This is a genomic window from Pseudomonas sp. GL_091, from assembly GCF_057837725.1.
The window spans coordinates 468,431-490,718 of record NZ_CM174451.1; the positions used below are offsets into that span (position 1 = coordinate 468,431).

Annotated in this window: 11 protein-coding genes; 5 read left to right on the forward strand and 6 right to left on the reverse strand. The window is 60.3% G+C overall.

Annotated features, from left to right (window positions below; translation table 11 throughout):
* Positions 1–14 precede the first annotated feature (14 nt).
* Positions 15–3,965 (reverse strand): trifunctional transcriptional regulator/proline dehydrogenase/L-glutamate gamma-semialdehyde dehydrogenase, encoded by a 3,951-nt coding sequence (putA, locus tag AC3ITY_RS02150; protein ID WP_489307378.1) that lies wholly within the window; start codon positions 3,963–3,965, stop codon positions 15–17.
* Positions 3,966–4,426: 461 nt separating this feature from the next.
* Here putA and putP point away from each other — a divergent pair, with 461 nt between their 5' ends.
* From putP to AC3ITY_RS02165, 3 genes are all read left to right on the forward strand, one after another.
* Positions 4,427–5,911 (forward strand): sodium/proline symporter PutP, encoded by a 1,485-nt coding sequence (gene putP / locus AC3ITY_RS02155; RefSeq protein WP_489307380.1) that lies wholly within the window; start codon positions 4,427–4,429, stop codon positions 5,909–5,911.
* A 433-nt stretch (positions 5,912–6,344) separates the two neighbouring features.
* Positions 6,345–6,668 (forward strand): hypothetical protein, encoded by a 324-nt coding sequence (locus tag AC3ITY_RS02160; RefSeq protein WP_489307382.1) that lies wholly within the window; start codon positions 6,345–6,347, stop codon positions 6,666–6,668.
* A gap of 113 nt (positions 6,669–6,781) precedes the next feature.
* The gene (locus AC3ITY_RS02165) at positions 6,782–7,621 is read left to right on the forward strand and encodes a 23S rRNA (adenine(2030)-N(6))-methyltransferase RlmJ (RefSeq protein WP_347910228.1); all 840 of its coding nucleotides are present in this window, start codon (positions 6,782–6,784) and stop codon (positions 7,619–7,621) included.
* Positions 7,622–7,779: 158 nt separating this feature from the next.
* On the opposite strand, the gene msrA is transcribed toward AC3ITY_RS02165, so the two are convergent.
* The 5 genes from msrA to aceE form a co-directional block, all read right to left on the reverse strand.
* On the reverse strand, positions 7,780–8,445 hold the full coding sequence (gene msrA, locus AC3ITY_RS02170; protein WP_489307384.1) for a peptide-methionine (S)-S-oxide reductase MsrA: 666 nt from the start codon (positions 8,443–8,445) through the stop codon (positions 7,780–7,782).
* 63 nt (positions 8,446–8,508) lie between these two features.
* Positions 8,509–11,202, reverse strand: coding sequence for a putative bifunctional diguanylate cyclase/phosphodiesterase (locus AC3ITY_RS02175; RefSeq protein WP_489307386.1), 2,694 nt, complete (start codon positions 11,200–11,202; stop codon positions 8,509–8,511).
* A 234-nt stretch (positions 11,203–11,436) separates the two neighbouring features.
* Entirely contained in the window at positions 11,437–12,831 is a 1,395-nt protein-coding gene (locus AC3ITY_RS02180) for an alkaline phosphatase D family protein (protein ID WP_489307387.1), read from the reverse strand.
* 274 nt (positions 12,832–13,105) lie between these two features.
* Positions 13,106–15,070 carry a dihydrolipoyllysine-residue acetyltransferase gene (gene aceF, locus AC3ITY_RS02185; protein ID WP_489307388.1) on the reverse strand — a complete coding sequence of 655 codons (1,965 nt, stop codon included), beginning with the start codon at positions 15,068–15,070 and terminating at the stop codon, positions 13,106–13,108.
* 11 nt (positions 15,071–15,081) lie between these two features.
* Positions 15,082–17,727 (reverse strand): pyruvate dehydrogenase (acetyl-transferring), homodimeric type, encoded by a 2,646-nt coding sequence (gene aceE / locus AC3ITY_RS02190; protein ID WP_489307389.1) that lies wholly within the window; start codon positions 17,725–17,727, stop codon positions 15,082–15,084.
* 383 nt (positions 17,728–18,110) lie between these two features.
* On the opposite strand from aceE, the gene glnE reads away from it, so the two are divergent.
* Positions 18,111–21,050 carry a bifunctional [glutamate--ammonia ligase]-adenylyl-L-tyrosine phosphorylase/[glutamate--ammonia-ligase] adenylyltransferase gene (glnE, locus tag AC3ITY_RS02195; RefSeq protein ID WP_489307390.1) on the forward strand — a complete coding sequence of 980 codons (2,940 nt, stop codon included), beginning with the start codon at positions 18,111–18,113 and terminating at the stop codon, positions 21,048–21,050.
* A gap of 203 nt (positions 21,051–21,253) precedes the next feature.
* On the forward strand, positions 21,254–22,288 hold the full coding sequence (gene waaF, locus AC3ITY_RS02200; RefSeq protein WP_489307392.1) for a lipopolysaccharide heptosyltransferase II: 1,035 nt from the start codon (positions 21,254–21,256) through the stop codon (positions 22,286–22,288).

Genomic DNA, 22,288 nt, shown 5'->3' on the forward strand with positions numbered 1-22,288 from the left:
CCGGTTTATCGGGTTTAGCCGATGGTCATCAAACTGGCATTACCACCCGCCGCCGCAGTGTTGACGCTCAACGCCCGCTCGATCACCAAACGCTCCAGCGCAATGTTGGTTTCGCCTTGTGACAGACCCTGCACGCCGACGATGGCGCCGGCACGCTTGGCAACCTGCTGGCACACCGCACGCAACTGGTCGGAATGGCCGTGATGCACAACCGCATCAAACACCACTTCGTCCTTGTTCCAGTCGGAAACCAGCTTGATGCGTGCCTGAATGTCCTTCGGCAGGCGTGCGAACAAGGCCTTGCTCAAGTCCGTTTCCGGCCACACCGCCGAACCACCGACAGCCAACACAGCCGCCAATTGCGTCAGCAGATCGCCTTCGACTTCCGCCAGGCACAGCACGTGTTCACGCGGCAGGATCGCATAGCTGTTGCGCTCGCCGGTCGGGCCGGCCAGGACGCGGGTGATACCGCTTTGCGATTGCGCGGCGAACTGCACGCACAGGGTGCTCAGGTCGGCGGACTTGTTGCTGTCGGCCCAGGCTTTCAGGGCGGTCAGCGGCTTGCTCATGGCGTCGCGCAGACGAACGTCCGGTGCTGCGGCAGCATCACCGCGAGCGAAGGATTGTTCGATCGCATCCGCAGGACGGGTCGACAGCAGGCGGTACAGGTACAGCGGGCCGCCGGCTTTCGGGCCGGTACCCGACAGGCCTTCGCCGCCGAACGGTTGCACGCCGACCACGGCACCCACAATGTTGCGGTTGACGTAGACGTTACCGGCGTTGACGTTGTCGATCACCTTGGCGATAGTCTCGTCGATGCGGGTGTGCACGCCCAGGGTCAGGCCGTAGCCGGAAGCGTTGATCTGACCGATCAGTTGATCGATGTCCTTGCGCTTGTAGCGGACCACGTGCAGTACCGGGCCGAAGATCTCCCGTTGCAGTTCGTCGAAGCTTTCCAGTTCGATCAGCGTTGGCATCACGAAGGTGCCGCGTTTGACTTCTTCGGCATCGGCGATGGCCACCTGGTACACGCTGCGACCTTTGTCACGCATGGCCTGGATGTGCTTCTCGATGCCAGCCTTGGCTTCGGCGTCGATCACCGGGCCGATGTCCACGGACAGTCGCTCAGGGTTGCCGAGACGGCTTTCGGCCATGGCGCCCTTGAGCATTTCGATGACGCGGTCTGCGGAATCTTCCTGCAGGCACAGGACGCGCAGGGCAGAGCAACGCTGACCGGCGCTGTCGAATGCCGAGGAAACCACGTCGATCACCACTTGTTCGGTCAGTGCCGAAGAGTCGACGATCATTGCGTTCTGGCCACCGGTTTCGGCGATCAGCGGGATCGGACGACCCTGACTGTCCAGGCGGCCGGCGATGTTGCGTTGTAGCAAGCGCGCGACTTCGGTGGAACCGGTGAACATCACGCCTTTGACGCGATCGTCGCCGACCAGGCCGGCACCGACGGTTTCACCGCGACCCGGCAGCAGTTGCAGCACGCCTTCCGGAATCCCGGCTTCGAGCAGCAGGCGCACGGCTTGAGCAGCGACCAGCGGCGTTTGCTCCGCAGGCTTGGCCAATACCGGGTTACCGGCAGCCAGTGCGGCAGCCACCTGGCCACTGAAGATTGCCAGCGGGAAGTTCCACGGGCTGATGCACACCACTGGGCCTAGCGGACGGTGAGCGTCGTTGGTGAAATCGTTGCGTGCCTGCACCGCGTAATAACGCAGGAAGTCCACGGCTTCACGCACTTCGGCGATGGCGTTGGCGAAAGTCTTGCCGGCTTCTCGGGCCAACAGGCCCATCAGCGGCTGGATCTCGGCTTCCATCAAATCAGCAGCACGTTCCAGGATCGCGGCGCGTTCGGCGGGCGGCGTGGCCTGCCAGATCGGCGCAGCGTTGAGGGCGCACTGGATCGCGTTGTCGACGTCTTCGACGGTCGCTTCCTGCACATGGCCGACCACATCACGCAGATCGGATGGGTTCAAGACCGGTGCCGGTGCTTCGGTGCTGGAGGCGCAACCGAGCATCGGCGCCGCTTTCCAGTGGTTGTGCGCGGTAGCGAGCAGCGCGCAGGACAGGGACGCCAAGCGATGTTCGTTGGCCATGTCGATGCCGCTGGAGTTGGCGCGCTCGGAGCCATACAGATCACGCGGCAGTGGAATGCGCGGGTGCGGCAGACCGAAGCCACCTTCCACGGTTGCCATCTGCTCGATGCTGGCTACCGGATCGGCTACCAGTTCCTGGATGGAAATCGACTGGTCGGCGATGCGGTTGACGAACGAGGTGTTCGCGCCGTTTTCCAGCAGACGACGCACCAGGTAAGCCAGCAGGGTTTCGTGGGTGCCGACTGGAGCGTACACACGGCACGGACGGTTCAGCTTGCCTTCGGAAACTTTGCCTACAACCTGTTCGTACAGTGGTTCACCCATGCCGTGCAGGCACTGGAACTCGTACTGGCCCGGGTAATAGTTCTGACCGGCGATGTGATAAATGGCCGACAGGGTGTGGGCGTTGTGCGTGGCGAACTGCGGGTAGATGACTTCCGGTACCGACAGCAGTTTGCGGGCGCAAGCGATGTAGGAGACGTCGGTGTACACCTTGCGGGTATAGACCGGGTAGCCTTCCAGGCCTTCGACCTGGGCGCGCTTGATTTCGCTGTCCCAGTACGCGCCTTTTACCAGGCGGATCATCAGGCGATGACGGCTGCGGCGAGCCAGGTCGATCACGTAGTCGATCACGTACGGGCAACGCTTCTGGTAAGCCTGGATCACGAAACCGATACCGTTCCAACCAGTCAGTTGCGGCTCGAAGCACAGGCGCTCGAGCAGATCCAGCGACAGCTCGAGGCGGTCGGCTTCTTCGGCATCGATGTTCAGGCCGATGTCATATTGCTTGGCCAGCAGGGTCAGCGACAGCAGGCGTGGGTACAACTCATCCATCACGCGCTCGTACTGCGCACGGCTATAGCGCGGGTGTAGGGCGGACAGCTTGATCGAAATGCCCGGGCCTTCATAAATCCCGCGGCCGTGGGAGGCTTTGCCGATCGAGTGGATGGCTTGTTCGTACGAGGCCAGGTACTTCTGCGCGTCGTGTTCGGTGAGTGCGGCTTCACCCAGCATGTCGTAGGAATAGCGGAAGCCCTTGGCTTCGAACTTGCTGGCGTTGGCCAGGGCTTCGGCGATGGTTTCGCCGGTCACGAACTGCTCGCCCATCAGGCGCATGGCCATGTCGACGCCCTTGCGGATCATCGGCTCGCCGCTCTTGCCGATGATGCGGCTCAGGGACGACGTCAGGCCGGCTTCGTTGTGGGTCGACACCAGTTTGCCGGTCAGCAGCAAGCCCCAGGTGGCAGCGTTGACGAACAACGACGGGCTGTTGCCCAAGTGCGGCTGCCAGTTGCCGGTGCTGATCTTGTCGCGGATCAGGGCGTCGCGGGTGCCTTTGTCCGGGATGCGCAGCAGCGCTTCGGCCAGGCACATCAGTGCCACGCCTTCCTGGGACGATAGGGAGAATTCCTGCAGCAGGCCCTGAACGATGCCGGCACGGCCGCCGGCGCTCTTCTGGTTGCGCAGTTTTTCAGCAATCGAGGCGGCGAGTTTGTTGGTGGCGTCGCACATCGGTGCCGGCAGGCGCGCCTGCTCGATCAGCATCGGCACGACTTCCGGCTCAGGGCGACGGTAAGCGGCGGTGATCGAGGCGCGCAGTACCGATTGCGGCAGGATGCTTTCGGCGAATTCGAGGAAGCACTGGTGGGCGTGATCCAGAGGCGCGTCGATGCTGTCGTCGGAATCCTTGGTCAAACCGCTCAGCTCGGTCAGGGTTGCACCACCCTCGAGTTTTTCCAGGTAATTGAAGATTGCCTGCTTGATCAGCCAGTGCGGCGTGCGATCAATCGAGGTCGCGGCGGCCTTGAGGCGTTCGCGGGTCGGGTCGTCAAGTTTGACCCCAAGGGTGGTGGTAGCCATGTTTTTATCCTCATGTTTGCCACGACTGCGTGGCATCAGCTGGCGGCAAGATTAGCCGTGAGACTGCCGAGGTGCAACCGGGTGCAACCCTTTTTTTGTCGGAATATTACGCAGCTCGTCAGGAAATAATTTCTGGTACGGCCCTGCTGCATTTGCTTGGTGCTTTTTCAGAGAGTTAACACTCGTTTTTGCTCCGAAAAGGAGCAAAAAACGATTTTTAACGTTTATTTCCGACTAGGTGCAACTTATTCCCAAGAAACTGGTTGCACCTTATTTGCTTTGTTGAATAGCATTCGCGCCCAAGGTGCAACCAGGACAAAATCCGGGTGCTCCGGCTGATGGCTTTCCTGGGGAAACATCAGTCATAAATGCGCGGGAATCCGGATCGTCTGTCAAACGTATGCGTTTGCGAGCGGTTCACCAGCCGCCGCTACATAAAAACAAAGCCAGGGCGTAACTTAATGAGCGTAAGCAATCCAACCCTGATCACATTCGTGATCTACATCGCAGCAATGGTGCTGATCGGCTTGATGGCCTATCGCTCCACCAACAACCTTTCCGACTACATTCTGGGTGGCCGTAGCCTGGGCAGCGTCGTGACCGCATTGTCCGCCGGTGCCTCCGACATGAGTGGCTGGTTGTTGATGGGTTTGCCCGGCGCGATCTACATGTCCGGTCTTTCCGAAAGCTGGATCGCCATCGGCCTGATCGTCGGCGCCTACCTGAACTGGCTGTTCGTCGCCGGCCGTCTACGTGTGCAGACCGAACACAACGGTGATGCACTGACTCTGCCGGACTACTTCGCCAGCCGTTTCGAAGACAAAAGCGGCCTGCTGCGGATCATCTCTGCGGTCGTGATCCTGGTGTTCTTCACCATCTACTGCGCTTCCGGCATCGTGGCCGGTGCCCGCCTGTTCGAAAGCACCTTCGGCATGTCCTACGAGACGGCGCTGTGGGCCGGTGCTGCGGCGACGATTGCCTACACCTTTATCGGCGGATTCCTGGCCGTGAGCTGGACCGATACCGTACAAGCCACCCTGATGATCTTCGCGTTGATCCTGACGCCGGTTATCGTGCTGCTGGCCACTGGCGGCGTCGACACCACTTTCCTGGCCATCGAAGCGCAAGATCCAAGCAACTTCGACATGCTCAAGGGCACCACTTTCATCGGCATCATCTCGCTGATGGGCTGGGGTCTGGGCTACTTCGGTCAGCCGCACATCCTGGCGCGTTTCATGGCTGCCGATTCGGTTAAATCGATCGCCAAGGCCCGTCGCATTTCCATGACCTGGATGATCCTGTGCCTGGGCGGTACCGTGGCAGTCGGCTTTTTCGGTATCGCCTACTTCTCGGCGCACCCGGACGTGGCTGGCGCGGTCTCCGAGAACCATGAGCGTGTGTTCATCGAGCTGGCCAAGATCCTCTTCAACCCATGGATCGCGGGTATCCTGCTGTCGGCCATCCTGGCTGCGGTGATGAGCACCCTGAGCTGCCAGTTGCTGGTGTGCTCGAGCGCCCTGACCGAAGACTTCTACAAGACCTTCCTGCGTAAATCCGCTTCCCAGGTTGAACTGGTGTGGGTCGGCCGTGCCATGGTGCTGTTGGTTGCCCTGATTGCTATCGCGCTGGCGGCCAACCCGGAAAACCGCGTACTGGGTCTGGTGAGCTACGCCTGGGCCGGTTTCGGTGCCGCATTCGGTCCGGTCGTGCTGATCTCCGTGATCTGGAAAGACATGACCCGCAACGGCGCACTGGCCGGTATCCTGGTCGGCGCGATCACCGTGATCGTCTGGAAACACTTCGAGCTGCTGGGCCTGTACGAAATCATCCCTGGTTTCATCTTCGCCAGCCTGGCGATCTACTTCGTCAGCAAAATGGGCACGCCGACTGCCGGCATGTTCCAGCGTTTTGCTGCTGCAGAGAATGATTACCGCCTCAACAAGTGATGAGTGATGGGTTGAACTCTTCCCATCCCTGATAAAAGAACGGCTCGCAGCTTTAACAGTGCGGGCCGTTTTTTTTACTTCCGATATCCGTAGTGCGAATTTTCCGGGCAGGGTCCTCGGACGTTTCCTTCAAAACGTAGCGGTTTTCATGAAGTGGTGCGATGCGAGTTCCGTCGATAGTCTTTTGCGGTCACTGACAATTCAGTGGTGGGGTGTAGGAACCTCTCAAGGCCGATGGGAAGCACTTAGCGTCAATACTTGGTTTGCGGTCGTTTACATGCGCCCGTAAGATCAGTTGCGGCAGCTATGCGCGGGCACGCTTCGGCGTGGTCGGGTTTTCCCAAAGGTCTCGATATTCCTACCCCGCGCTTAGCTGCCACCCTGGCCTGTAGGAAGGCTGATGGCAGCTCCGATTCATCTTTGGGAGCTACTAATGAAAACAATTCACCCTGACCCACCTTACAAAAAACCAATCCCCCATCCCGACAACCGCTTCATGGCATTGACCAGCAACTGCACCGATATGCCCACCCTGTTCGTCGACACCCACGCGCCACTCGACATCCTCACCGACGCCGCCAACTACAGAATCCGCGCAGTAACCCAAGTGCTTGAGAACCTGTCCATGCGCGGTTCGATCGAGTGCGAGTCCTTCATCCTCAGCGATTTCGCCTTGCTCTGCGCAATTACGTTGCGCGATGGCTGTGATGTGCTGGATGTGGTTGGGCGGCGGTTGCGGGCGCGGCCTTCGGCGTAGCACATAAGGCTCTTGTGGCTAGGGGGGGGCGTGCCTCAACTGGCCACTCAGCCGCCAACCCCTGACTTGCCGGCCGGTAAAAGGTAAACTTCCCGGCCTTCGCAGGAGCAGCCATGAATTATCGTCACGCCTTCCATGCCGGCAATCACGCCGATGTGTTCAAACACCTGACCTTGACCCGCCTCATCGCCCTGATGTCGCGCAAGGAGCAGCCGTTTGCCTATCTCGACACCCACGCTGGCATCGGTCTGTATGACCTTCAGGGTGATCAGGCCAACCGTACCGGTGAGTACCTGGAGGGCATTGCGCGTTTGTGGGATCAGCCGGATCTGCCGATCCTTACCGCTGATTACATGCAGGTGCTGCACGAGATGAACCCGGATGGCCAGTTGCGCTATTACCCGGGGTCGCCAGAACTGGCGCGGCGCCTGACTCGTCCTCAGGACCGCGTGTTGCTCAACGAGAAGCATCCGGAAGACGGCGTGCTGCTCAAGGACAACATGGCTGGTGATCGCCGGGTCAAGGTGCACCTGGGCGAAGGCTGGCATGTGCCGCGAGCCTTGCTGCCGGTGCCGGAGAAGCGTGCGGTGATGTTGATCGATCCGCCGTTCGAGAAGCTCGACGAGATGCAGCGCTGTGCCGCGTCGTTGAAGGAAGCGATTGGCCGGATGCGCCAGACCGTGGCGGCTATCTGGTACCCGGTAAAGGATCAGCGCGCGCTGCGTCGCTTCTATCAGGATCTGGCCGGTACCGGCGCGCCGAAGTTGTTGCGGGTGGAGTTGCTGGTGCATCCGCTGGATACGCCGAACAGCCTGAACGGTTCCGGACTGGCGATTGCCAATCCGCCGTGGGGGTTGGAGGAAGAGTTGCGTGAGTTGCTGCCGTGGCTGTCCCAGAAGCTGGGGCAGACCCAGGGTGGGTGGCAGATGGATTGGTTGATTGCCGAGAGTTGAACAGCAATCAACAACCTGTGGCGAGGGAGCTTGCTCCCGCTGGGGTGCGAAGCACCCCTAAAAACCGGTAACTGCGTTCTTTCAGTAAGAACCGGTTCTCCGGTTTTGCGATTGCTGCGCAACCGAGCGGGAGCAAGCTCCCTCGCCACAGTTCAGGGTTAGTTACCCGCCAGGCTCGGTGGCATGCACACGCCGGTACCACCGATGCCGCAATAGCCTTCCGGATTTTTCGCCAGGTATTGCTGGTGATACGTCTCGGCAAAGTAGACGGTCGGGGCCTGGTCGATTTCGGTGCTGATTTCACCGAGACCGGCCTTGGATAGCTCGGCCTGGTAGGTTTCCTTGCTCTTGAGCGCCGCGTCCAGTTGTTCCGGGCTAGTGGCGTAGATCACCGAACGGTACTGGGTGCCGATGTCATTGCCCTGGCGCATGCCTTGCGTCGGGTTGTGTAGTTCCCAGAACATCGCCAGCAGTTCTTCGTAGCTGACCTTGGCCTTGTCATACACTACCAGTACCACTTCGGAGTGGCCGGTCAGGCCCGAGCAGACTTCTTCGTAGGTCGGGTTCGGCGTGAAACCGCCGGCGTAGCCGACAACGGTGCTGACCACGCCTTCACGCTGCCAGAAGCGGCGTTCCGCGCCCCAGAAGCAGCCTAGGCCGAAGATCGCGAAGTCGACATCTTCGAAGAACGGGCCGAGCAACGGGGTGTCTTTAAACACAAAGTGCTTTTCAGGCAGGGTCATCGCGGTTTCGCGACCGGGCAGAGCTTGTTCTTTAGTCGGGAGCACGTTTTTGTTCACCAGAATTTCCGAGCGCAGAACCATGATCAGTCCTCTCAGTCAGGATAATTAGACAGGCAAGCAGTTTGCCCGAGAGTTGGATCGCTGTCAGGCGATTGGACCACGCGGGTAGCGTTTGAGCTTGTCGATCAGTTCATTGCCCGGGATCGGACGGTCGAACAGGTAGCCCTGGCCGACGTCGCAGCGGTGACGGCGCAGGAACGACAACTGCTCGGCGGTTTCGATGCCTTCAGCCACGACCTTGAGTTTCAGGTTGTGGGCCATGGCGATCACCGCTGAGGTGATTTCCATGTCGTCCTGGTTGTCCGGGATTTCGTGGATGAAGCTTCGATCGATCTTGATGATGTCGATGGGGAATTTTTTCAAGTAACTGAGCGACGAGTAACCGGTGCCGAAGTCGTCCATGGCCAGGGTCAGGCCCAGGCGCTTGAGCTGGTCGAGCTGCAAGTGGGTGTCTTCGGTGGCTTCCAGCAGCAGGCCTTCCGTCAGCTCCAGCTCCAGCAATTGAGCTGGCAGGGCTTCTTCCTTGAGGATGTTGGCAATGGAGGCCACCAGGTCCGGATCGGAGAACTGCTTGGGCGACAGGTTGATCGCCACTTGCAGGTTGCCCAGGCCGGCGGCGGTCAGCGCTTTGCTCATGCGGCAGGCCTGGCGGGCGATCCATTTGCCGATCGGAATGATCAGCCCGGTTTCTTCGGCGACGCTGATGAACTGATCCGGGCGGATCATGCCCTTTTCCGGATGGTCCCAGCGCAGCAGTGCTTCCATACCCAGCAAGCGCCCGCTGCGCAGGCACAGTTTTGGCTGATAGAACACGTCGAGTTCGTTCTGGGTCAGGGCGCGGCGCAGGTTGTTCTCGACGAACAGCTTGTAGCTGGCCTCGGCGTTCAGCGCTTCGGTGAACACTTGCACCTGATGTTTGCCATTGGCCTTGGCCTTGTGCAGCGCCAGCCCGGCGTTGCGCATCAGGGTCTGCGGGTCGCGCCCGTGCAGCGGCGCGCAGGCCAGGCCCACGGAGCCGGTGACGCTGATCAACTGGTTGTCGACGAACATCGGTTTGTCGAGGGTCGCCAGCAACTGGTTGGCCACTTGCTGGCCCACCGTGAGGTCGCTGTTGTCCAGCAACACGGCGAATTCGTTACTGGCGAATCGCGCCAGGCTGCCGCTCGGGATCAGGCTGTTGCGCAGGCGCCGGGCCAGGCTGATCAGCAGTTTGTCGCCGGTCTGGTGGCCGAGGCTGTCGTTGATCCGCTTGAAGTTGTCGATGTCCACCAGCAACAGGCTGATCGGCGCGTCGCTGTCCCGGGCGAAGCGTTCATCGAGGTTGCGGATGAACGCCGGGCGGTTGCCGAGGTTGGTCAGGTTGTCGGTGTAGGCCAGGCGCTCGATACGCTGCTGAGCGAGCTTGGTCTGGGTGATGTCTTCGTAGATGCCGATGTAGTGGGTCAACTCGCGGTTGTCGCCGTAAACCTTGGAGATCGACAACTGGCCCCAGTAGGGTTCGAGGTTTTTCCGGCGGCTCTTGAATTCACCTTGCCAACTGTTGCTCTTGGCCAGCACCGAAGGCGCATCGAACAGCAGTTCGCTGAGATTTTCCAGGGCCGGTAGTTCTGACAGGCGCTGACCGTGCACTTCTTCGGTGGAATATTGGGTGATCGCGGTGAAGCTCGGGTTGACGTATTCCACCACGCCGTCGCAGTTGACCAGCAAAAAGGCGTTGGCACTTTGTTCGACTGCACGCTGGAACAGGTGCAGGGCGCTGGTGGCGGTTCGCCGGTTGTGGTTACTGATGACCTGGGCAAACTGGTCCGCCAGCTCTCCGGCGAAGGCGATTTCATCCGACTGCCAGGCGCGGGTCGCCCCGGTTTGCTCCAGGCACAAAACGCCGACCACTTGGCCATCGACGCGGATACTGGCGTCGAGCATTGCGTTGACGTCGCGCGGGCGCAGGCTTTCGGCCATCTCCCGGGTGCGCGGGTCACGCATGGCGTTATGGGCGTCGATGGCGCGGCCGGTGTGCAAGGCGTCGAGGTAATCGGGGAACACGCTGACATCGATCGGCTGCGGCAGCAGGTATTCCTGAGTCGTGCGGTGATAGGCCGAGATCGGCACCAGCATCGAGCCTTCGAGGTGCCACAGGCTGGCGCAGTCGATCTCGTAGATGTCGCAGGCGCTACGGGTGATCAGCTCGGCGGCTTCGCGCAAGGAATTGTTGCTGCTGTAGCGTTGACGGGTGAGCAGCAGGATCAGGTCCTGCTGGGCACGCACCCGGTCCAGATGCAGCAGTTGTTCCTGCTGGGCACGCTGATTGAGTTCCAGGGCGATTTGCAGGCGCGAGTTCTGGGTTTCCAGATCCAGGGCCGGTTGCAGCGGGTCATCCTCGAACAGGCCGTCGATGACCAGCAGGTAGCCGCGCAATAAATGGCGATTGTGTTGTTTGAAGGCTTCGCCCAGTTCCAGCAGATTCAGGGAGCCCGAGGCGGTGTGCAGGGTGTAGCGGATCAGGTAGTGCGTGCTTTCGCTCAGTTGCTGCTGGATCGCGTCGTGCAGTTCATAGCGCGCTTGCGGCTCCATCAGGCTGGCGTAGGGCGAACCCACCAGCGCACACAGCTCCACGGCCGGCAGGCCGAACTGGCGTTCGCAATTGGGATCAAGAAACAGCAGCGCCCAGCTGGGTTCATTAAGCCGTTCGAAACGAAGCATGCCGAGCCGCGAGGGCACAGGCAACTGCGTCACTACCTCGGCCACCATACGGCTGGCGGCATCGGGTTGGCTTTTCATGGAGGGAAACTCGCTTCGAATATGCTGAACGCGCTGGGCTCTCGCCCTCTTGACTGTTGCCTGCGGCAAGGTTGCATCATTGCGACACCGACTGACAAGAGAGATGAAGGCCAAGTGCTATAAGAATATGTCGGCAGGCGATGGGATTTCTTCAGTCAGTGGCAAAAAGTATTGCTATCCGCCGAAAAATCGCAGTTTTGCAAGTATTGCCAATGACTGCGATCGGTTTCCGGGTCAGCGAATCGGGATGCCAATGGACTGTAAAGGCTTGCCCTCCCGGTCGTGGAAATTCACCTGAAGCTGCCTCGCCTCGACGACCAGGTGGGCAAAGTTATCCTGGCTGATCACATTGCTGGTCAGCTCATGCCGATAGTCGCCGGAGGCGGTGCGGATCAAGGGTTGATCGAGGACGAACGTGGAGGCTGTGGCATAGGGCAACATTCTGCTGTTGCACAGTGGTGACGAGACGATGGTGTGGACTTCGAAGTCCGCATCCTCGCTGTGGGTCAGGCGACTGGTCAGCGAGCCGTGGACATCGCCGGAAATGAACACGACGTTTTTGATGCGGTGTGTGCGTATGGTCTCCAGCAACCGTAGCCGTTGTTCGGGGAAGGCCTGCCAGGCGTCATCATCCGAGCGTTTTTGGTCAGGGTAGAACATGACACTGGTGACCACGAATTTGACCCGCGCCGGGCTGTGGATCAGCCAGTCGCACAAGGCCTGTTCCTGGGCTGCGTCGAGAATGCGTCGGTCAGTGGCCGACAGATTGCGTCGGGTTCGACTGTCGGTAACAAACCATTCGATATCACCTTCAGTAAGTTGATACCAGTATTTGTCCAGTCGTTTATTTATAAGTCCATCATCGGTTAGTACATGGGCTGGACTATGGCTGGCCTGATACAACTCATAGGCCCTGATTGCGTTTGCATATAAGTAGTCATCGGACTTTTTCTTTTTGGCGGGCCAATTGTCTTCTATTTCATGGTCGTCAAGGATCATGTAAGTGGGCAGGCCGGACATGAGCCTGGCGATATTTGTCTGTGAAAACGCCACGCGATATTTATTCAGGATTTCCTTGAGTTCCCGATCAGGGGCAATGATGTTCAAGTCATCGACATAGATTTGGTCCCCCGTCATCACCAGCGCACTGACGGGAGGACTGGCTTGCTCCACCAAGCGTGAAATTGAAGCGAAGATTCTATCGCCCAAGTGAGGGGCGAATGCGATGCCGGCGGTCATGTGCAGATATCGGCAGGAGCCGACAATGTAGGCCCTTGGCAGACCGGCCTGGCTGGAACGGGTGCGCAAGTGATAAACCTGCCGTGGCCATTGCAGCGGCAGTTCCTTCACCGTGTCGACGGTGTGCGCCGGGCTCGTCGGGCTGAACCACCCCGCCTGATACTCATAGTCGGCGTCGGCGGACAGATTGTTTAGTGCAAAGACTTCGCACATGTCGTGCTCGGGTTCGAGTTTCGCAAAGTTACCTTTTGACCAGTGATCTTCGCCTTGTCGTCTATAACGAATTCCGGCAAATACCAAAGTGTCTTTATTGTGTTCGCCGCGCAAAAAAATACGGGCATGATTAGTGGTGGTGTGGCCAATAATCGGGCCGACAGTTGGTTTGAGCATGTTTGAGTCCATTCTGCTGCCAACGAATTGGTTAGCTGGTTGTTTCGGATGTAATAAGTAGTCTTTCAGTCAAGGCTAGTTATTTGGCCCGAAAAAATATCTGGCGGAAATGGATTAGAGTTGTGGGCGATATCAGCCACAAATGTAGGAAGAAGTCTTAAGTAAAAAATTCAGGCAAAAAAAGCCCCGCCAAATTGGCGGGGTTGAGGTACGAGCGTGGCGCTCGGAAACGTGGAACGCGATCGGCCCTCCGGTGAAGGAGGGCCGGTCGGTGTTACAGGAGCATGGTGCGGATGTCGCCCAGCAGGTCGCTCAGACGCTTGGTGAAGCGTGCAGCAGCGGCGCCGTTGATCACACGGTGATCGTAGGACAGCGACAGCGGCAGCATCAGTTTCGGCTGGAAGGCTTTGCCGTCCCAGACTGGCTGGATGGTTGCCTTGGAAACACCGAGGATCGCCACTTCCGGCGCGTTGACGATCGGCGTGAAGCCGGTGCCGCCAATGTGGCCGAGGCTGGAAATGGTGAAGCAGGCGCCTTGCATCTCGTCCGACGAGAGCTTCTTGGTCCGGGCTTTTTCAGCCAGGGAAGCAGCCTCGGCAGCCAGTTGCAGCAGGCTCTTCTGGTCGACGTTCTTGATGACCGGTACCAGCAGGCCATCCGGGGTGTCGACGGCGAAGCCGATGTTCACGTATTTCTTGCGGATGATCGCTTTGCCGCTTGGCGCCAGCGAACTGTTGAAGTCCGGCAGTTCCTTGAGCAGGTGCGCACAGGTCTTGAGCAGCAACGGCAGGATGGTCAGCTTGACGCCGGCCTTCTCTGCAACGGCTTTCTGGGCAACACGGAACGCTTCGAGCTCGGTGATATCCGCCGAATCGAATTGCGTCACGTGCGGCACGTTCAGCCAGCTGCGGTGCAGGTTGGCAGCGCCGACCTGCATCAGGCGGGTCATCGGCACTTCTTCGATTTCGCCGAAGCGGCTGAAGTCCACGACCGGAATCGGCGGGATGCCCGCGCCACCGGTTGCGCCAGCAGCAGCGGCCGGTGCTTCCTTGGCCTTCTGCATCATGGCCTTGACGTAAACCTGCACGTCTTCCTTCAGGATGCGACCGTGCGGGCCGCTGGCGCCAACGGCACTCAGCTCGACGCCGAATTCGCGGGCCAGTTGACGCACGGCAGGGCCAGCGTGAACCTTGGCGCCCGGCTTGGCTGGAGCAGCGGCCGGGGCAGCAGGTGCGGCCGCAGCAGGTGCAGCAGCGGTTGGAGCCGAAGCAGGTGCGCTCGGAGCAGCAGCGGCAGGTGCGGTCGCAGCAACAGGTGCGGCCGGAGCGGCGCCTTTGACTTTCAGTTTCAGGATCAGGTCGCCGGTACCGACTTCGTCATCAAGCTTGATGGAAACGCTTTCCACCACGCCAGCGGCTGGCGACGGGATTTCCATGCTCGCCTTGTCGGATTCCAGGGTGATCAGCGACTGGTCGGCCACAACGGTGTCGCCGGCCTTGACCAGGACTTCGATGATCTTGGCCTTGCCCGCCGAACCGATGTCCGGAACGTGGATGTCCTGAACGCTGTCGGCAACCGGTGCAGCCGGAGCTGCTGCAGGAGCAGGCGCAGCGGCGGCAGCTGGAGCGGCAGCCTGGGCCGGAGCAGCAGCCGGTGCCGCAGCACCTGCCACTTCCAGATCCAGGATCAGGTCGCCGGTGCCGACTTCGTCGTTGAGCTTGACGCTGATGGCCTTGACCACGCCAGCGGCTGGCGACGGGATCTCCATGCTCGCCTTGTCGGACTCCAGGGTGATCAGCGACTGATCAGCCGCGACGGTGTCGCCGACCTTGACCTGGATCTCGATGATCTGGGCCTTGCCCGACGAACCGATGTCCGGCACGTGCACTTGCTGAACGCTGGCGGCAGCCGGCGCAGCAGGAGCAGGGGCGGCGGCAGGTGCAGCAGCCGGTTTGGCTTCAGCCTTGGCCGCCGGCGCAGCGGCAGCCGCAGGAGCCGCAGCGGCACCTTCGACTTCCAGCTCCAGCAGTTCGTCGCCTTCTTTCAGGCGATCGCCCAGTTTCACTTTCAGGCTCTTGATGATACCGGCCTTCGGCGCAGGCACTTCCATGCTCGCCTTGTCCGACTCAAGTGTCAGGATGCTCTGGTCGGCTTCGATACGGTCGCCGACCTTCACAAACAGTTCAATTACTTCACCTTCACCGCTGCCGATGTCAGGTACGCGAATGAGTTCGCTCACAGAATCTCTCCTCAGCAGTCCAGTGGGTTGCGTTTTTCCGGGTTGATACCGAACTTGGCGATGGCTTCGGCCACAACCTTAGGTTCGATGTCACCACGGTCAGCCAGTGCTTCCAGGGCTGCCAACACCACGAAATGACGGTCGACTTCGAAGAAATGACGCAGTTTCTTGCGGCTGTCGCTGCGGCCGAAACCGTCGGTGCCCAGGACTTTGAATTCCTTGGACGGTACCCACTGACGGATCTGCTCGGCGAACAGTTTCATGTAGTCGGTAGACGCGATGACCGGACCTTTACGGCCGTTCAGGCACTCTTCGACGTAGCTCAGCTTAGGCTTCTGGCCAGGGTGCAGACGGTTGGTGCGCTCAACGGCCAGGCCGTCGCGGCGCAGTTCGTTGAAGCTGGTAACGCTCCACACGTCGGCGCCGACGTTGAACTCTTCGCGCAGGATCTTCGCTGCTTCACGGACTTCACGCAGGATGGTGCCGGAGCCCATCAGCTGAACGTGGTGCGCCGCTTCGCGGTTGTCTTCTTCGAGCAGGTACATGCCTTTCTTGATGCCTTCCTCGGCACCGGCCGGCATGGCTGGCTGCTGGTACGACTCGTTCATCACGGTGATGTAGTAGAAGACGTCCTGTTGCTCTTCGGTCATCTTCTTCATGCCGTCCTGAATGATCACCGCGAGCTCGTAGCCGTAGGTTGGATCGTAGGTGCGGCAGTTCGGGATGGTCGCGGCCAGCAGGTGGCTGTGACCGTCTTCGTGTTGCAGGCCTTCACCGTTCAGGGTGGTACGGCCGGCGGTGCCGCCGATCAGGAAGCCACGGGTGCGGCTGTCGCCAGCGGCCCAGGCCAGGTCGCCGATACGCTGGAAGCCGAACATCGAGTAGAAGATGTAGAACGGCAGCATCGGCTGGTTGTGACTGGAGTACGAAGTACCGGCAGCGATGAAGGAGCTCATGGCGCCCGCTTCGTTGATGCCTTCTTCGAGGATCTGGCCCTTCTGGTCTTCCTTGTAGAACATCACCTGGTCTTTATCGACTGGCTCGTAGAGCTGGCCGACGGAGGAGTAGATGCCCAGCTGACGGAACATGCCTTCCATACCGAAAGTACGGGCTTCGTCCGGGATGATCGGCACGATGCGCGGGCCGATTTCCTTGTCCTTGACCAGTTGCGCGAGGATCCGCACGAAGGCCATGGTGGTGGAGATTTCGCGGTCGCCCGAGCCGTCCAGGATCGCCTTGAGGGTGTCCAGTGGCGGAGTCGGGATGTTGAAGCTCTTGGCGCGACGCTGAGGTACGAAGCCGCCCAGTGCGGTACGGCGCTCGCTCAGGTAACGGGCTTCGGCGCTGCCTTCTTCCGGTTTGAAGAATGGCAGGTTTTCCAGTTCATCGTCCTTGACCGGGATGTCGAAGCGGTCGCGGAACAACTTCAGGCTGTCGACGTCGACTTTCTTGGTGTTGTGCGCAGTGTTTTTCGCTTCGCCAGCACCGGTGCCATAACCCTTGATGGTCTTGGCCAGGATGACGGTCGGCTGTTCTTTATGGTTGACCGCTTCGTGGTACGCCGCGTAGACCTTGTACGGGTCGTGGCCGCCACGGTTGAGTTTCCAGATCTCGTCGTCGGACAGGTCTTCGACCATTGCCTTGAGTTCAGGCGTGTTGAAGAAGTGTTCACGCACGAACGCGCCGTCTTTGGCTTTGTAGTTCTGGTACTCGCCGTCGATGACTTCGTCCATGCGACGTTGCAGGATGCCGTGGGTGTCCTTGGCCAGCAGCGGGTCCCAGAAACGGCCCCAGATGACTTTGGTCACGTTCCACTGAGCACCGCGGAACACGCCTTCGAGTTCCTGGATGATCTTGCCGTTGCCGCGAACCGGGCCGTCGAGGCGCTGCAGGTTGCAGTTGATGACGAAGATCAGGTTGTCCAGCTTCTCGCGGCCAGCCAGGGAAATCGCGCCCAGGGATTCGGGCTCGTCGCACTCGCCGTCGCCCAGGAAACACCAGACTTTCTGTTTGCCAGGCTGGATGAAGCCGCGGTGTTCCAGGTACTTCATGAAGCGTGCCTGGTAGATCGCCTGGATCGGGCCCAGACCCATGGATACGGTCGGGAACTGCCAGAAGTCAGGCATCAGCCAAGGGTGCGGGTAGGACGACAGGCCCTGACCGTCGACTTCCTGGCGGAAGTTGTTCATCTGGTCTTCGGTGATGCGGCCTTCCATGAATGCGCGGGCGTAAACGCCTGGCGAGGTGTGGCCCTGGAAGTAGATCAGGTCGCCGCCGTGTTCTTCGGTCGGGGCCTGGAAGAAGTAGTTGAAGCCGATGTCATACAGGGTCGCACTGGAAGCGAAGCTGGAGATGTGACCGCCGAGGTCAGAATCCTTCAGGTTCGTACGCATTACCATGGCCATCGCGTTCCAGCGTACCAGCGAGCGAATGCGGCGTTCCATGAACAGGTCGCCAGGCATGCGTGCTTCGTGGGTTACCGGGATGGTGTTGCGGTAAGGCGTGGTGATGGCGTAAGGCAACTGCGAACCGCTGCGGGTCGCCAGTTCACCCATACGGGTCATCAGATAGTGAGCACGGTCTTCGCCTTCTTTGTCGAGAACCGATTCCAGGGCGTCCAGCCATTCCTGGGTTTCGACGGGATCGAGGTCTTGCATGGCTTGCTCCAGGGCGGAAAGGCTTCCAGAATCGGTTGCCTGAGTTTGCGACTGGCCTTGTGGGCAGACGATATAAATTCTTGGATTGCCGATAGGTTGTTCCGGCGGCGTGTAGTTTTACTACAAATCTTCCGGCATTTCAGCCCGGCTAATGTATATACGAGTAGTAAAACTACAGAAGAGCGGCTTGTGGCCCCCGGCTGCGTTGTGAGAATAATCGTTAAGGTTGGTCTTTTTCCAACTACAAAAGGTAAAAGCTTGATGCTGGCTGCCAAAATTAAAGAAATTTCAGCTATTTCTAACTTTTGTTCGACACTCCCTCAGGTAGTGGGTTTTCGAAAACCACTACATGCAGTCCGTTGTACGCCGATCAAGGATAGACCATGAGCCTCCCTTCGCTTGCCGAACTGCCCGCCATTCTCCTGCCGTTTGTCACCCGCGCCGAGCAGTCGTTCCGGGCTGCCGTCGCCGCTCTGGGCGGTGACCACGGGCTGTCTGCCTGGACGCCGGAACGCTGGGCGCAGTTTGCCCGCGTCACCGCCGCCAGCGATTTCGTGATTGAGCAGTGTGTTCGTGACCCTTTGATGTTGCTGGAGCTGGTGCAGTCCGGCGAACTGGACCGTAGCTTCGCCCCCGGTGAGTTGTGCGGGCAGATCGCGGCCGCCGTGAGCGTGGCCGAGACCGACGATCTGCTTGGTCGCGCCTTGCGCCGCCAGCGTGCACGCCATCAAGTACGGATCATCTGGCGCGACCTGACCCGCCAGGCCGATTTGATCCAGACCTGCCGCGACCTTTCGGACATGGCCGATGCCAGCATCGATCAGGCCTATCAATGGTCGTACGTGCGGCATTGTCAGCAGTTCGGCGTGCCGACCGGGCGGCGCAGCGGCGAACCGCAGCAGATGGTCGTTCTCGGCATGGGCAAGCTCGGTGCCGTGGAGTTGAACCTGTCGTCGGACATCGACCTGATTTTTGCCTACCCCGAGGGCGGCGAAACCGTCGGCGTCAAACGCCCGCTGGATAACCAGGAGTTCTTCATTCGTCTGGGTCAGCGGCTGATCAAGGCCCTGGACCCGATGACCGTCGACGGCTTTGTATTCCGCGTCGACATGCGCTTGCGTCCTTACGGTTCGGCGGGCGCGCTGGTGCTGAGCTTCAACGCGCTGGAGCAGTATTACCAGGACCAGGGTCGCGACTGGGAACGCTACGCGATGATCAAGTCGCGGGTGGTGGCCGGCGATCAGGTGGCCGGCGCGCAACTGCAAGAGATGCTGCGGCCATTCGTTTACCGGCGTTACCTGGACTTTTCCGCCATCGAAGCGCTGCGCACCATGAAGCAGCTGATCCAGCAGGAAGTGCGGCGCAAGGGCATGGCCGACAACATCAAGCTCGGTTCCGGCGGTATTCGCGAAGTCGAGTTCATTGCCCAGGCGTTCCAGCTGATCCACGGCGGCCGCGATTTGAGCTTGCAGCAGCGCCCACTATTAAAGGTGCTGAGCACGCTGGAAGGTCAGGGTTACCTGCCGCCGGCCGTGATCAGCGAGCTGCGTGAAGGTTACGAATTCCTGCGTTACACCGAACACGCGATTCAGGCGATTGCCGATCGCCAGACGCAAATGTTGCCCAATGGCGAGCAGGATCAGGCGCGCATTGCCTTTATGCTGGGTTTCGCCAACTGGACGGCATTCCACGAACAACTGATGTATTGGCGCGGCCGTATTGCCTGGCACTTCGGGCAGGTGATCGCCGATCCCGATGAAGAGGAGGGCGCCGAAAGCGAAGTGGTGGTCGGCGGTGAGTGGTTGCCGCTGTGGGAAGAGGCCCAGGACGATGAGGCCGCCTGCCGTCAACTGGAAGAGGGTGGTTTCAAGGATGCCCCAAAAGCCTTGAGAGCCCTGGCCGGCTTGCGCAGCAGCCCGCAATTGAGGGCGATGCAGCGTCTGGGGCGCGAACGTCTCGATGCCTTTATTCCGCGTTTGCTGGCACAGGCCGTGGAACATGACAATCCGGACCTGGTACTGGAGCGGGTGCTGCCGCTGGTTGAAGCCGTGGCCCGTCGTTCCGCGTACCTGGTGCTGTTGACCGAGAACCCCAGTGCGTTGCGGCGGTTGCTGACGCTGTGCGCGGCGAGCCCGTGGATCGCCGAGCAAATCACCCGCTTCCCGCTGCTGCTCGACGAATTGCTCAACGAAGGCCGGCTGTTCAAGCCGCCACTGGCGCCAGAACTGGCGGCAGAGTTGCGCGAGCGCCTGACACGGATTCCCGAGGATGACCTCGAACAGCAAATGGAAGCCCTGCGCCACTTCAAACTGGCGCACCGCTTGCGGGTGGCCGCTTCGGAAATCGCCGGCAGCCTGCCGCTGATGAAAGTCAGCGATTACCTGACCTGGCTCGCCGAAGCGATCCTGGAGCAAGTGCTGGCACTGGCCTGGCGGCAAACCGTGGCCAAGTACGGCACACCGTTGCGCACCGATGGCACCTTGTGCGATCCCGGCTTCATCATTGTCGGTTATGGGAAAGTCGGCGGCCTGGAACTCGGGCATGGTTCGGACCTGGACTTGGTGTTCATCCACGATGGCGATCCGCAGGCTGAAACCGATGGAGCCAAACCCATCGATGGCGCGCAATTTTTCACCCGGCTGGGGCAACGGATCATTCACTTGCTGACGGCGCAGACCAACTCCGGGCAATTATATGAAGTGGACATGCGACTGCGGCCGTCCGGGGCGTCGGGGTTGCTGGTGAGTTCCCTGGGGGCGTTTGCCCGTTATCAGGAGAACGAAGCCTGGACCTGGGAACACCAGGCGCTGGTGCGGGCGCGGGTGTTGGTGGGCAGTCAGGATGTAGGCCAGGCCTTCGAGAAAGTCCGCGCTGCGATATTGGGCAAGACGCGTGATCTGCCGACCCTGCGCCAGGAGGTCAGCGAGATGCGCGCCAAGATGCGCGATAACCTCGGCAGCAAGAGCACGGCGGCCGGCACCGGGGCAAATGCCTTCGAAGCCACAGCGCCGTTCGATATCAAGCAGGACGCCGGAGGTATCGTCGATATTGAATTTATGGTGCAATACGCGGCCCTGGCGTGGTCCGAAACACACCCGCCATTGCTGCGCTGGACGGACAATATCCGCATTCTGGAAGAGCTGGAGCATGAAGGGCTGATGCCCGTCGAGGATGCCAGCCTGTTGCGTGAAGCGTATAAAGCCTATCGCTCCGCCGCCCACCGGCAGGCTTTGCAGAAGGACCCCGGGGTGATACCGGGCGACCAGTTCGCAGACGAACGGCGACAGGTCATGCGGATCTGGCGCGAGCTGGGGCTAAGCTGAAACGGGATATTTGATACGCCAGTATTCCCTGTAGGAGCGAGCTTGCTCGCGATGGTCGTTAACGATAACGCGGCGAGCCTGACACCCCGCGGAGTTCTCAGGTTCATCGCGAGCAAGCTCGCTCCTACAGTAGATTTGCGTTGTTCTGTAGAATTCTCGAGGCGGGGAGGCGTAGGCCTCCCCGGTTCGTTTATGGAAACCACATGAAAATTCTGATCGTTGGGCCCAGTTGGGTCGGTGACATGGTGATGGCGCAGACACTTTTCCAGTGTCTGAAACAAAGCCACCCGCAATGCGAAATCGACGTGCTGGCCCCCGAGTGGAGCCGGCCGATTCTTGAGCGCATGCCCGAAGTTCGCCAGGCCTTGAGCTTTCCGCTCGGTCACGGTGTCCTGGAGCTGGCAACGCGTTGGCGCATCGGCAAATCCCTGGCTGGCCAGTACGACCAGGCGATCCTGCTGCCCAATTCCCTGAAGTCGGCGCTGGTGCCGTTCTTTGCCGGCATCCCGAAACGCACCGGCTGGCGTGGCGAATTGCGCTATGGCCTGCTCAACGACGTGCGCACGCTGGATAAGGATCGTTACCCGCTGATGATCGAGCGCTTCATGGCCCTGGCTTACGAGCCGGGCGTTGAATTGCCAAAGCCGTATCCGCGTCCGGCGCTGCAGATCGACCCGGTAACCCGTGAAGCGGCACTGGCCAAGTTCGGCCTGGCCCTCGACCGTCCGGTGTTGGCCTTGTGCCCCGGCGCCGAGTTCGGCGAGTCCAAGCGCTGGCCGTCCGAGCATTACGCCAAGGTTGCCGAAACGAAGATCCGCGAAGGCTGGCAAGTCTGGCTGTTCGGTTCGAAAAACGATCACGCCGTGGGCGAAGACATCCGCGCGCGGCTGATTCCCGGCCTGCGTGAAGAATCGGTCAACCTCAGCGGCGGCACCTCGCTGGCCGAAGCCATCGACCTGATGTCCTGCGCCGACTCGGTGGTGTCCAACGACTCCGGCCTGATGCACGTCGCCGCCGCGCTGAATCGCCCATTGGTGGCGGTCTACGGCTCGACATCGCCGGGTTTCACGCCACCGTTGGCCGAGCATGTGGAAATCGTACGCCTGGGCATCGAGTGCAGCCCGTGCTTCGATCGCACCTGCCGTTTCGGCCATTACAACTGCCTGCGCCAGCTCATGCCACAGGCCGTGAACGAAGCCTTGCAGCGGTTGCAAGGCACTGTGGTCGAGGTCAAATAG

What these genes read in the sequence shown, in the direction of transcription:
- AC3ITY_RS02180 (WP_489307387.1), bottom strand. Translation starts at nt 12,831, where the DNA reads ATGCTCAAACCAACTGTCGGCCCGATTATTGGCCACACCACCACTAAT.
- waaF (WP_489307392.1), top strand. Translation starts at nt 21,254, where the DNA reads ATGAAAATTCTGATCGTTGGGCCCAGTTGGGTCGGTGACATGGTGATG.
- msrA (WP_489307384.1), bottom strand. Translation starts at nt 8,445, where the DNA reads ATGGTTCTGCGCTCGGAAATTCTGGTGAACAAAAACGTGCTCCCGACT.
- AC3ITY_RS02160 (WP_489307382.1), top strand. Translation starts at nt 6,345, where the DNA reads ATGAAAACAATTCACCCTGACCCACCTTACAAAAAACCAATCCCCCAT.
- AC3ITY_RS02165 (WP_347910228.1), top strand. Translation starts at nt 6,782, where the DNA reads ATGAATTATCGTCACGCCTTCCATGCCGGCAATCACGCCGATGTGTTC.
- putP (WP_489307380.1), top strand. Translation starts at nt 4,427, where the DNA reads ATGAGCGTAAGCAATCCAACCCTGATCACATTCGTGATCTACATCGCA.
- aceE (WP_489307389.1), bottom strand. Translation starts at nt 17,727, where the DNA reads ATGCAAGACCTCGATCCCGTCGAAACCCAGGAATGGCTGGACGCCCTG.
- AC3ITY_RS02175 (WP_489307386.1), bottom strand. Translation starts at nt 11,202, where the DNA reads ATGAAAAGCCAACCCGATGCCGCCAGCCGTATGGTGGCCGAGGTAGTG.
- putA (WP_489307378.1), bottom strand. Translation starts at nt 3,965, where the DNA reads ATGGCTACCACCACCCTTGGGGTCAAACTTGACGACCCGACCCGCGAA.
- glnE (WP_489307390.1), top strand. Translation starts at nt 18,111, where the DNA reads ATGAGCCTCCCTTCGCTTGCCGAACTGCCCGCCATTCTCCTGCCGTTT.